Annotated in this window: 11 protein-coding genes; 5 read left to right on the top strand and 6 right to left on the bottom strand. The window is 69.1% G+C overall.

The window, feature by feature from the left end; genetic code table 11:
- Positions 1–30 precede the first annotated feature (30 nt).
- From BLQ28_RS23750 to BLQ28_RS23730, 5 genes are all read left to right on the top strand, one after another.
- Positions 31–1023 carry a Bug family tripartite tricarboxylate transporter substrate binding protein gene (locus tag BLQ28_RS23750; protein ID WP_093245288.1) on the top strand — a complete coding sequence of 331 codons (993 nt, stop codon included), beginning with the start codon at positions 31–33 and terminating at the stop codon, positions 1021–1023.
- 97 nt (positions 1024–1120) lie between these two features.
- Positions 1121–2293, top strand: coding sequence for a 2-methylaconitate cis-trans isomerase PrpF family protein (locus BLQ28_RS23745; protein ID WP_093245285.1), 1173 nt, complete (start codon positions 1121–1123; stop codon positions 2291–2293).
- Positions 2290–3270, top strand: a complete 981-nt coding sequence (locus BLQ28_RS23740) for a tripartite tricarboxylate transporter substrate binding protein (RefSeq protein ID WP_093245282.1) — start codon at positions 2290–2292, stop codon at positions 3268–3270. The genes BLQ28_RS23745 and BLQ28_RS23740 overlap by 4 nt, the downstream gene beginning before the upstream one ends.
- Positions 3271–3289: 19 nt before the next feature.
- Positions 3290–4729: an MmgE/PrpD family protein gene (locus BLQ28_RS23735; protein WP_093245279.1), complete on the top strand. Its 1440-nt coding sequence runs from the start codon at positions 3290–3292 to the stop codon at positions 4727–4729.
- A gap of 29 nt (positions 4730–4758) precedes the next feature.
- Positions 4759–5751 carry a tripartite tricarboxylate transporter substrate binding protein gene (locus tag BLQ28_RS23730; protein ID WP_093245276.1) on the top strand — a complete coding sequence of 331 codons (993 nt, stop codon included), beginning with the start codon at positions 4759–4761 and terminating at the stop codon, positions 5749–5751.
- A gap of 31 nt (positions 5752–5782) precedes the next feature.
- Here the strand turns inward: BLQ28_RS23730 and BLQ28_RS33070 are convergent, their stop codons facing one another.
- The 6 genes from BLQ28_RS33070 to BLQ28_RS23705 form a co-directional block, all read right to left on the bottom strand.
- Positions 5783–5926 (bottom strand): hypothetical protein, encoded by a 144-nt coding sequence (locus BLQ28_RS33070; protein ID WP_176801209.1) that lies wholly within the window; start codon positions 5924–5926, stop codon positions 5783–5785.
- A gap of 85 nt (positions 5927–6011) precedes the next feature.
- The gene (gene phnX / locus BLQ28_RS23725; RefSeq protein WP_093245274.1) at positions 6012–6842 is read right to left on the bottom strand and encodes a phosphonoacetaldehyde hydrolase; all 831 of its coding nucleotides are present in this window, start codon (positions 6840–6842) and stop codon (positions 6012–6014) included.
- A 51-nt stretch (positions 6843–6893) separates the two neighbouring features.
- Positions 6894–8027: a TIGR03364 family FAD-dependent oxidoreductase gene (locus BLQ28_RS23720; RefSeq protein ID WP_093245271.1), complete on the bottom strand. Its 1134-nt coding sequence runs from the start codon at positions 8025–8027 to the stop codon at positions 6894–6896.
- On the bottom strand, positions 8027–9742 hold the full coding sequence (locus BLQ28_RS23715) for a putative 2-aminoethylphosphonate ABC transporter permease subunit (RefSeq protein WP_093245268.1): 1716 nt from the start codon (positions 9740–9742) through the stop codon (positions 8027–8029). The genes BLQ28_RS23720 and BLQ28_RS23715 overlap by 1 nt, the downstream gene beginning before the upstream one ends.
- Positions 9739–10818: an ABC transporter ATP-binding protein gene (locus tag BLQ28_RS23710; RefSeq protein ID WP_093245265.1), complete on the bottom strand. Its 1080-nt coding sequence runs from the start codon at positions 10816–10818 to the stop codon at positions 9739–9741. The genes BLQ28_RS23715 and BLQ28_RS23710 overlap by 4 nt, the downstream gene beginning before the upstream one ends.
- A gap of 25 nt (positions 10819–10843) precedes the next feature.
- A complete protein-coding gene (locus BLQ28_RS23705) occupies positions 10844–11878 on the bottom strand; it encodes a putative 2-aminoethylphosphonate ABC transporter substrate-binding protein (RefSeq protein ID WP_093245262.1) in 1035 nt (344 codons plus the stop codon).
- Positions 11879–11977: the final 99 nt, after the last annotated feature.

The following is an 11977-nucleotide window of genomic DNA, read 5'->3' as shown; positions in this document are numbered from 1 at the left end:
TCATTCATTCATTCAAAAAACGGAGACAAGATGTTCGACAGCCCCTTCAGGCCCAAGCGGCCTCCATCAGCGTGTGCCCTGCTCCCCGCTGCGGTGTTGCTCGCGCTGGCACCACCGGCCTTCGCCCAGGCGAGCTGGCACCCCGACCGCCCCGTGACGCTCATCGTTCCCTATTCGGCCGGCGGCGGCACCGACGCCACGGCCCGCGCCGTCTCCAAACAGCTCGGCGTGATCTGGAAGCAGCCCGTGGTGGTCGAGAACGTCCCCGGCGCCGACGGCCTGATCGGCACGCGCCGCGTGATGGAAGCGAAGCCCGACGGCTACACGCTGCTGCTGCAGGTGCCGTCCATCGTGGTCACCAAGTACACGCCGGGCCTGAAGGGCGTTGACCCGCTCGCGCGCCTGGAGCCGGTGACGGCGGTGTCGCAATCGCCCGCCGCCGTGGTCGTCAGCGCGAAGCTGCCGGTCAAGACCTTCGGCGAGTTCATCCGCTACTGCAAGACCGCCGCGCAGCCCTGTTCGCTCGGCACCGGCGAAGCGACGGCGCGCGTCTCCGCGAAGCAGCTCGCCGCCGAGGCGGGCCTGCCGAACCTGATCGTCGTCAACTACCGCGGCACGGGCGCGATCGTGACCGACATGATCGCCAACAACGTGAACATGGCGTTCACCGGCATCACGGCCGCGCTGCCGCACTACAAGTCGGGCGCGCTGAAGATCCTCGCCACGCAGGGGGCGAAGCGCGCGGCCGCGCTGCCCGAGGTGCCGACCACCGCCGAGGCCGGCTATCCGCAGTTCCGGTCGGTCACGTGGTTCGGCCTGTTCGCACCCAAGGGCACGCCGCCGGCCGTGACGCAGGGCATCGTCGCGGCGCTGCACGAGGCCGTGAAAGACGCCGACGTGCAGCAGACGATTGCCTCGGCCGGCGCCGAGCCGGTGGTCAACGCACCGGCCGCCTTCGCGGCACAGGTGCGCGAAGACAGCGAGCGCATGGCGGCGCTCGTCAAGCTCTATCCGCTCGACTGATCCGCAGATCCACCCATCCACCTTCCCCATGCCGGGCGCCGCGCATCGGCCGCGCCCGGCGGTTTTCCATCTCCATTCAAGGACAAGGAACAAGACCATGGCCTCCACCTCCGGGACCGAACAGGTCGCCGTGCGCTGCGTGCTGATGCGCGGCGGCACCAGCAAGGCGCTTTTCTTTCATGAGCGGGACGTGCCGCCCGCGGGCCCCGCGCGCGACCGCCTGCTCAAGCGCGCGATGGGCACGCCCGACGTGCTGCAGATCGACGGCATGGGCGGTTCGCGGCTCGTGACCTCGAAGGTCGCGATCATCCAGCGCTCGGCGCGCGAGGACGCGGACGTCGACTACACCTTCGCGCAGGTCGACGTGGACCGCGACATCGTCGGCCACGACGCCAACTGCGGCAACGTCTCCTCGGCCGTCGCGCCCTTCGCCATCGACGAAGGGCTGGTGGAGGCCGTGGAGCCGGTGACCACCGTGCGCATCTACAACACCAACACCGACAAGCTGCTGGTCTCGAAGGTGCAGGTGAAGAACGGCAAGGCCCGCGTGCACGGCGACTGCGCCATTCCCGGCGTGCCCGGCACGGGCGCGGAGATCCTCATGGACTACGCGGGCACCGTGGGCGCCAAGACCGGCCGCCTGCTGCCCACGGGCGACGCGGTGGACACGGTGACGCTGGAAGACGGCCGCCGCATCGAGGTGTCGCTGTGCGACACCGCCAACCCCTGCGTGTTCATCGCGGCGTCGTCCCTCGGCATGAGCGGCAGCGAGCTGCCCGATGCCATCAGCGCCGACCGCGCGCTCATCGAGACGCTGGGCGAGATCCAGTCGAAGATGGGCCAGCGCATCGGCCTCTATGCCGACTGGCGCGACGTGCACCTGCCCGGCCTGCCGCTGGCGGTGATCGTCGCGCCGCCAGCGGATTACGCCGACGTGAACGGCGACACGCAGGGGGCCGCTTCGATGGACCTGCGCGCGCGGCTCGTGTTCCTCGGCAAGTGCCACGACAGCATGGCCGGCACCGGCTCGATGTGCACGGCGGCCGCCTCGCGCGTGCCGGGCTCGGCGGTGCACCAGGCGGTCGGCGCGGAACGCGCGGCCACCGGCACGCTTCGCATCGGCCATCCGCTGGGCGTGATGGAAGTGAAGGTGGTGGCCGAAGCGTCGGCCGACCCGGCGGGCATCCGCTTCTCCGCGCTCGGCCTCACGCGCACGGCGCGCCGGCTGATGGCGGGCGAGGTCTATGTGCCGGTGGAGGAACAGGCATGAAGAAAGCAAGCCTCTCGCGGCGTGTGCTCGGCGCGTTCTGCATTGCCGCCGCAACCACTGCGGCATTGGCCCAAGGCCCGCTGCCGGCCAAGCCGCTGCGCATCGTGGTTGGCTACCCGGCAGGGCAGACGGTGGACATCATCGCGCGCAACTACGCCGCCGCGCTCACCAAGGAGCTGGGCCAGCCCGTCTACGTCGACAACCGCGCGGGCGCCAACGGCAGCATCGGCGCACAGGAAGTGAAGAAGAGCGCGCCCGACGGCAGCACGCTGCTGCTCGGCACGCTGGGGCAGATGGCCATCAACCCCACGCTCTACAAGAAGCTGCCCTACGACACGCTGAAAGACTTCGCGCCGATATCGATGGTGAGCATGGGCCCGCTGCTGCTGGTGGCCAACCCGTCGTTCCCGCCGAACAACGTGAAGGAGCTGGTCGCCTATGCGAAGACGCGGCCCGGCAAGATCGACTTCGGCTCGGGCGGCAACGGCATCACCGCGCACCTGGCGATGGAACTGCTCCAGGCGCAGGCCGGCATCCAGCTCAACCACATTCCCTACAAGGGCTCGCCCGCCGCGCTGAACGACCTGATGGGCGGCCAGGTGTCGCTGATGTTCGATGCCGTGCCGGCAGCGCTGCCGCACGTGAAGTCGGGCAAGCTGAAGGCGCTGGCCATCTCGGGGCTCCAGCGCAACCCGCAGCTGCCCTCGCTGGCCACAGTGGACGAACAGGGCCTCAAAGGCTTCGAGGTCAATTCGTGGGTCGGCTTTCTCGCGCCGGCGGGCACGCCGCAAGCCACGGTCGATGCGCTGAACGCGGCCATCCATCGCGCCGCCGCCAGCCCTGAGCTGGTGGAGGCCACGCGCGCCATCGGCTCCGAAGTGCAGGTCGACACGCCCGCCCACTTCGCGGCCTTCCTGCAGACCGAAGTGAAGAAATGGGGCAAGGCCGTGACCGACGGCCATGTCCAGATCGATTGAAGAAAACCGGAGCCACCGCATGCACACCGCCCCCGCCACCACTGCGACCGACGCCACCGATCCCACAGGCCCCACCGGCCGCCTTGCCCACTGGCTCGCCGGCTTCCGGCTCGACGACGCACCCGCCTCGGCGCGCGAACGCGCCAAGGCGCTCACGCTCGACGGCATTGCCTGCGCCATCGTCGGCGCGCAGCTGCCGTGGTCGCGCACCGCCGCGCAGATCGTGCAGAAGTTCGAGGGCCGCGGCGACCGCACCATCGTCGGCTGGGGTGCGCGCACCAGCGCGCCGGGCGCGGCGCTGCTCAACGGCACCTTCATCCAGGGCTTCGAGCTGGACGACTACCACCCGCTGGGCCCACTGCACAGCGCATCGATCGTGCTGCCCGCGCTGTGGGCCGCTTCGGAAGGCGATGCGAAGGTGAGTGGCCGGCAGTTCCTCGAAGCCGCGCTGGCCGGCTATGAAGTCGGCCCGCGCGTGGGCATGGCGCTGCACGGTGCGCAGATGCTGTCGCGCGGTTGGCATTCGGGCTCGGTGTTCGGCACGCACGCGGCGGCCGCATCGGTCGGCAAGCTGCTGGGGCTCGACGCGGCACGCTTCGAAGACGCACTGGGCCTGGCGGGCACGCAGTCGGCCGGCCTCATGGCCGCGCAGTACGAGGCGATGTGCAAGCGCATGCACCACGGCTTCTCGGCGCGCAACGGGCTCTATGCGGCGGTGCTGGCCGAGGGCGGCTACACGGGCATCAAGCGCGTGTTCGAGCGCGAGTACGGCGGCTTTCTCTCGACCTTCGGCGAAGGCCACGACCCGGACGCATCGAAGATCACCGAGGCGCTGGGTGAGCGTTGGGAGGTGGAGCGCATCGTCATCAAGCCGTATGCCGCGATGGGCGGCATCCACTCGCCGCTCGACGCGCTGTTCGACGCCGGTGCGCAGCGCAAGCTCGTGCCGCAAGAGATCGCGCGCATCGAGGTCGAAGTGAGCCATGCGGTCTACCACCACGGCTGGTGGCTGCCCGAGCGGCCGCTGACGCCCATCGGCGCGCAGATGAACATCGGCTATGCGCTGGCCGTGGCGGTGCTCGATGGCGAAGCGATGGTGAAGCAGTTCGCACCCGCGCGCATCGACGCCGACGACGTGTGGGCGCTGATTCCGCGCATCGAGGTGCGGCACCAGCCCGAGTTCGACGCGGGTGGCCCGCTCAAGCGTGGCCGCGTGCGGCTGGTGGTGAGCTTCACCGACGGCCAGCGCATCCAGGTCGAGCGCAATTCATCGCGTGCCATCGAGTCGCCACAGAGCAGCGACGAGGTGGCCGCCAAGTACCGCACGCTGACCGATGGGCTGATCGACGGCGCGCGGCAGAGGGCCATCGAGGACATGGTCCGTTCCATCGAAGACCTGCCCGACGTGCGCGAACTGCTCGCGCTGCTGGCGCCGCCAGTGGCGGCCGCCTTCGACTGACGCGCCCCAAGAAAAGGAGACAAGACACCATGACGCACACACTGGCGCACCCCGACCGCCGCACCTTCTCGCTGGGCCTGCTGGCGCTCGCGGGCGCCACCGCCCTGCCCGCCCGCGCGCAAGACCCGTGGCCCGCCGGCAAGCCGATCCGGCTGGTGCTGCCGTTTTCCGCCGGCGGCCCCGGCGACACCAACGTGCGCGCGATGGCGCAGGCGCAGGGCAAGCGATTGAACCAGACCATCATCGTGGACAACCGGCCGGGCGCGGGCGGCATCATCGGCAGCGAGTACGTGGCCAAGAGCGCGCCCGACGGCTACACGTGGCTGTCGGCCGGCAACGGCGCCATCGCCAACGCGCTGCTGCGCCCGAAGATGCCCTATGCCGAAACCGACCTGGTGCCAGTCGTGGGCACCAGCACCGCGCCCTCGGTGCTGGTCACCAACGCGAGCGTGCCGGCGAAGAACCTGAAGGAACTGCAGGCCTGGGCGCGCGCCAAGGGCCGGCTGAACTTCGGCACCGCTGGCAGCGGCAGCACAGGCCACTTCGTGGCGGAGATGGTGGAGTCGGCACTCGGCGTGCCGGTGACGCTGGTGCACTACAAGAGCGGTTCGCAGACGGTGAACGCCATCGTCGGCGGCGAGGTCGACCTGGCTTCGGAAGCGCCCATCGGCGTCTCGGCCTTCGTGCAATCCGGCCGTCTGCGCGCGCTGGCCCTGGCGGCGCGCGAGCGCACGGGGCCGATGAAGCAGGTGCCGACCACGGTGGAGCAAGGCTTCCCCACGATCCTCATGCAGCACTGGGGCGGCATCTTCGCGCCGAAGGGCACGCCGGCCGCGATTCTCGACCGCATCGCCGATGTCACGCTGCGGGCCTTCAGGGAAGACACCGACCTGATCGCGCAGACCGAGCGCGGCGGCGCGCAGCCGATGCTGCAGGCGCGTGCGGAGTTCGAGAAGTTTCTTTCCGAAGAACGCACGCGCATGGCGCAGATCGTCACCGCGTCGCACATGACGCTGGAGTAGCCCGCGCCCCGCGTGGGGCGGTGCCGGTCGGTCAGCGCTGCGGCGCGGCCGTCCCGGTGACGGTGCCGGCCGCGGTTGCCTTGGGCACCGGCACGCCGGGCTTGGTCGGCTTGTCGTCGCACGCGGCCATCAGCAGGCCGAGGCAGAAGAGAAGAACAAAGGCTGTGCTTCGCATGCGGGGCATGCTAGGCCCGCACGCGCAGGCGTCAAGTCGGACGCTGCCGCTTTCGCCGGACAGCGCCGTATGGCATCCGATCGGATCAGGCCGCCGCGGACGGGCGCTCGCCCGCCTGCAGCCGGCGCTCGATGTCTTCCAGCACCTTCGGAAGGTCGGCCACGCTGTCGATCACGTAGTGCGCGCCGGCGGCTTCGAGTTCAGCGGTGGCGCGCGCACGGCGCTCCTGCTGCCGGTCGGCGTCGAGCGCCTGCCATTCGGCCAGCGTGAGGCCGTTGGCGTTGCCGCTGACCGACAGGCCCACGGCCCAGGTGCCCGCGTTCAGGCCTTCCTGCAGGCCCACGCCGGTGTCGTCGACCTTCACCACGGTGTGCGGCGGCCACACGCCCAGATCGGCAAAGCAGCGGTACATCATGAGCGGCGACGGGCGGCCTTCGGCAAGGTCGCCACCGCACACGAGGTTGTCGGGCGCGTAGCCGCCGGCCGCCGCGATGGGCACGACCACTTCCATGATCGGACGGTTGTAGCCGGTGGTCGAGCCGATCTTCAGGCCGCGCTGGCGTGCCGCGTTCACGGCATCGATCGCGCCGGGAATGAACTCGGCATGGTCGCGCGCGCTGGCCGCGTTCATGGGCGTGAACACTTCATAGAGCTTGTCGACGTCGGCGTCGTTGAAGGCGTGGCCGTGCTTGGCTTCCCACTGCGCGGCGATGCGCGGCAGCGTGCCGAGCGCCTTGATGTGGTCCCACTTGGCCATGCCCATCGGGCCGCGCGCCTCGGCGATGGTGATGTCCACGCCGAACTGTTCGAACAGCTTCACGAAGGCGCCCATGGGCGCGCAGGAGCCGAAGTCGAGGATGGTGCCGGCCCAGTCGAAGACGACGGCCTGGAGCTGGGAGTGGTTATGGGCGTTCATGGCTGCAAGGATGGAAAGAGGAACGAAAGAAAGACACGCGCAATGCGCGCATCACCAGGCGTTGAAGACGTCGTGCGCAATGCCGAAGCCAGTGCTGGCGCCGCTGCCGCTGGTGACCAGCACCACGCGCGTGGCGTCGTCGGGCGCATCGATCACGCAGGGCGTGGTCTTCGACGACGGGTAGACGCCGGTCCAGCGCTCGGTGATCTGCGCCGTCTCGAGGTTGAGCGTGCTGCGCAGGTGCCGCAGGATGAGCTGGTCGACCTCTTCCATCGCGAAGGGCTCGGGCGCATCGCCGTAGTGGTGCGAGTCGCCCACCACCAGCGAACCGTCGGCGCTTTGCACCACGATCAGGTGAATGCCGTGTTCGAGCGAGGCGGCTTCTTCCTGCTGCAGGCGCGCGCGCAGCGCGGCGGCTTCGGGCAAGGTGCTGTAGCCCTCGTAGCGCACGAGGCTCAGGTCCATCATCACGGAGCCCGGCAGATGAAAACCGGCCTCGGACTTCACGCGCAGCATCTGCAGGCGGCACAGCGTGAGCTTGTGCGCGGCGATGCGATCGGCGAACAGGCCGTGCAGGTCGGTGTTGGTGCAGACCACCACGCGCTCGCCGCGAAGAATGCCGCGCGAGGTGCGCACGCGCGGCGTTTCCACCTCGTGCACGGTCTCGCCGAAACGGAACACCACGCCATGCACCTCGGCCAGCCAGCGGGTGAGCAGGCCGATGGCCGTGCGCGATTCGACGCGCAGCTCGTGCGGGCTGAACAGCACCGAGCGGGCGTCGGCCAGGCTCAGTGCCGGCGCCTTGGCCTGCGCGTCGGTGGCTTCGAGCAGCTCGCAGGCCTCGCCCATCGGCGTGCGCATGAAGGCTTCGAGCACCGCGTGCGCCTCGGGGCGGTAGGCCGCGAGCCAGAGGTTGCGGTGCACGATGTCGATGCCCGCCTGCGGCGCCACCGCCTGCCAGACCTCGCGCGAATGCATCGCGCGGCGCCAGGTGTCGCCGGGCGCCTGCCCGGTGATGGTGATGAAGCCGAAGTTGCGGATCGAGGCGCCGATAGCGGCGGCATCGCGCTCGACCACGCAGACCTTGAGGCCGCGCTGCGCGGCGGTGTAGGCATGGGCCAGGCCGACGATGCCGGCGCCGACCACGATCAGGTCGAAGTTGTCTTGTGGATGGGTGCCCGGCATCAGCGGGTTCTCCAGGTTTGAGTGCGCTTGAGCGCCCAGTGCCCGGCCAGCGCGAACAGGCCACGGCCGATGGCGGCGGTGAGCATGATCAGCGAGGCCATGGCGGCGGCGGGCGCCACGTCGCCGGCGTCGTCCATGTTGAGCACGGCGATGGCCGCCAGCGTGGTCTGCGGCGAATAAAGGAACACGACGGCCGACACGGTCGTCATCGCGTTGACGAAGAAATAGCCGCCCACGTTGAGCACGGTCGGCAGCGCCACCGGCAGGTGCACGCGCCACAGCGTGTGCCAGAAGGGCACGCCCATCGACTCCGACACCAGCTCGTACTCGCGGTCGAGCTGGCGCAGCGCGGTGAGCGACGTGAGGTGCGCCACCGAGAAGAAGTGCGCCACCGTGCACACCACAAGGATCGTCATGCTGCCGTAGATGGCGCGCAGCGGGTTCGACGGCGAGATGAAGAAGAAGATGTAGCCCACGCCCAGCACCAGCCCCGGCACCGCCAGCGGCAGGTTGGCCAGCAGGTTGAGCAGTTCGCGTAGCAGGCCGAAGTGGCGCGGCTTCTCGACCAGGTAGGCCGAGATGAAGGTGATGAACGCGCCCGCCACCGCGGCGCACACGGCCAGCCGCAGCGAATTGAAGTAGCTGCCCCAGCCACCGCCGTCCATGTTGCTGAAGTCGTAGTTCTTGAACGACGGTGCGAGCTGGTAGGGCCAGTAGGTGGCCAGCGATGCAAACACCGCCATGCCGATCATCACGAGGATCGCGCAGGCCGTGAGCGCGCAGAACACCAGCAGTGCGCGGTCGCGCACCTTCACCGGTTCGGGCTGGTAAGGCGTGGCGCGCGCCGACAACGCCGCGGCCTGCTTGCTGCGCACGCGGCGCTCGACCAGGAAAGACAGCACGGCAGGAATGAGCAGCACGAGGCCGACCACCGCGCCCATCTGGAAGTTCTGCTGCCCCACCACCTGCTTGTAGATGTCGGTGGCCAGCACGCCGGTCTGGCCGCCCACCACCTTCGGCACGCCGAAGTCGGTGATGACCAGCACGAACACCACCATCGCGGCCACGATCAGCCCGTAGCGTGAAGACGGCAGCGTGACGGTGCGGAAGATGCGCCAGCGCGAGGCGCCCAGCGTCTGCGCGGCTTCATACAGGCGGCCGTCGGAAGTGGCCATGGCCGTGGTGAGGATCAGCAGCGCATGCGGCAGCGTCCAGAACACCGAGCCGAGCACGATGCCCAGCGGCCCGTAGATCGACACGTCGCCCAGCAGCCCCTTGAACAGGCCCTGGTTGCCGAAGAGGTACACGAGGCTGATGGCCGGCAGCAGCGAAGGCGCTAGCAGCGGCACCAACGCCACCGCGCGCAGCAGGCCCTTGGCCGGCATGCACGAGAGCGTGAGCCCGTAGGCGTACACATACGCGATGGCGGTGCAGATGACCGCGCTGATCGCAGCGAGCCCCAGGCTGTTGAAGGCCGACTGCACGAGCGCGGGGCTGTCGAGGTAGCGCGCGAAATTCGCGGCACCGACGAAAACGCCCGCGCGGTCGAAGAAGCTCTGGCCGACCAGCGCGCCCACGGGCAGCGCGACGATCACGACCAGCAGCAGCACGACCAGCAATACGGCGGCGCCGGTCAGCCAGCGCTCGCGGTCGAATGCACTGCCGCGCGCCATGGCCACCGGCACGATGGCGATGGCGTCGGGAGAACTGCTCATTGCGCCAGGACCGACAGCGCGTTGAGCGGCAACTGGATATGCACCATGCTGCTGGGCACCAATGGCTCGCCGCCACCGCCGCGCGCATCGGCGGGCAGCTCGGCCTCGATCTCGATGCCCAGCGGCTCGCAGGCCAGGCGGGCCGACGTGCGGTTGCCGAAGAACTCGGTGTCGAGCAGGCGTGCCGCGAAGCTGTTGGCGCCGAGCTCGGAGCCGAAGCGCTTCACCACCACGTGCTCCGGCCGGATGCCCACGGTGGCCTGCGAACCCACGCTGAGGTTGCCGGGCGCGCAGAACAGTTCGCTGTCGCGCACGCGCACCTTGCCGTCGGCCAGCACGGTCGCGGGCAGCATGTTCATGCGGCCGACGAAGCCGGCCACGAAACGCGTGCGCGGCTGGCGGTACAGCTCGTCGGGCGTGCCGGCCTGCTCGATGCGGCCGTTGTGCATCAGCACCACGCGGTCGGCCATCGAGAGGGCTTCTTCCTGGTCGTGCGTGACCATGATGGTGACGATGCCCAGGCGCTTCTGCAGCGCGCGGATTTCGCTGCGCAGGCTGGCGCGCACCTGCGCGTCGAGCGCCGAGAGCGGCTCGTCGAGCAGCAGCAGGCGCGGGTTGGGCGCAAGCGCGCGGGCCAGCGCAATGCGCTGCTGCTGCCCGCCCGACAGTTGCACGGGGTACTTGTCGGCATGCGCGGCAAGCCCCACCAGGTCGAGCATCTCGCGCGAACGCTTGGCCATCTCGCGGGCCAGTGCGCCCGTGGGATGCAGGCCGTAGGCGATGTTCTGCGCCGCCGTCAGGTTGGGGAACAGCGCATACGACTGGAACACCACGCCGAAGCCGCGCGCCGCCGGCGGCAGGCCCGCGATGTCCTGGCCGCCGAGCAGGATCTGGCCGCTGTCGGCGCGCTCGATGCCGCAGACGATGCGCAGCAGCGTGGTCTTGCCGCAGCCCGAGGGGCCGAGCAGGCAGACGAACTCGCCGGGCTCGATATCGAGGTCGATGCCGTCGAGCACGCGGGTGGCGCCAAAGGACTTGCCGATGCCGCGAAGGGAAAGAAAGCTGCTGCTCGTCATGGCCGGATACCGCTTTGCCTGGAGATCAGAGTGGCTTCTTTTCCGACTTCGATTCGTAGCGCTTGGACCACTCCGTCAGGATGCGGTCGCGGTTGGCGGCAGCCCAGTTGAAGTCGTTCTTGGCGAGCAGCTTCTCGACGTCGCCCGGCACGAATTCGAGCTTTTCCTGGATGCCCGGCAGCGCGAGCACGGCGAAGTTCTTCGCGTACAGCTCGTTGGCCTGCTTGGTGACGGCCCAGTCGGCGAGCGCCTTGGCGGCTTCCTGCTTCTTGCTGGTCTTGATGATGCCGGTGGCTTCCATGTCCCAGCCCAGGCCTTCCTTGGGCAGCACGATGTCGATGGGCGCGCCGTCGCGCTTGGTCTTGTTGGCGCGGTATTCGAAGGACATGCCGAGCGCGAACTCGCCGGCGCCGGCCTGGCGGCAGGGCTTGCTGCCCGACTGGCTGTAGATGCCGATGTTCTGGTGCAGAGCGTCCATGTACTTCCACGCCTTCTCTTCACCCATCATCTGGATCCAGCCCGACACCATCAGGTAGCCGGTGCCCGATGCCGCGGGGTTGGGCATGGTGATCTGGCCCTTGTAGACCGGGTTGGTCAGGTCGGCCCAGCTGGTGGGCTTGGGCAGGTTCTTCTTGGTGGCTTCGGCGGTGTTGAAGCAGATGGCCGACGACCACACGTCCATGCCGACCCACTTGGGCGGGTTGGCGGCGTCGCGCATGGTCGGCTTGATGGCGTCCAGGCCCTTGGGGGCGTAGGGCTGGAGCATGCCTTCCTTGTCGAGCAGCATCAGCGAGGTGGCGGCCAGGCCCCACACCACGTCGGCCTGCGGGTTGGCCTTTTCAGCCAGCAGCTTGGCGGTGACGATGCCGGTCGAGTCGCGCGCGAACTTCAGCTCGATGGTCGGGTTTTCCTTTTCGAAGGCGGCCTTGTAGGCCTGCACCTGGTCGGCTTCGAGCGCGGTGTAGACCAGCAGTTCGGTGCGGCCCTGGGCCGATGCGGCAAAGGCCAGCGAGAACAGGACGGCCGGCACGAAGGCGCGGCGGAGTTGACGATGCAGCATGGTGGAGATTCCCCAGGTGGAAAGAAGAAAGAAGAGCGCAATGCGGGACACACGAACAGGCAAGCGAAAGTACGCAAGCCCCGTGTGGTGACGAATGCG

It is taken from the genome of Variovorax sp. EL159 (assembly GCF_900100965.1).
Lineage (GTDB): Bacteria > Pseudomonadota > Gammaproteobacteria > Burkholderiales > Burkholderiaceae_C > Variovorax.
Note: the sequence above shows the minus strand (reverse complement) of the source record. Positions and strands in the feature narration are given on the sequence as shown.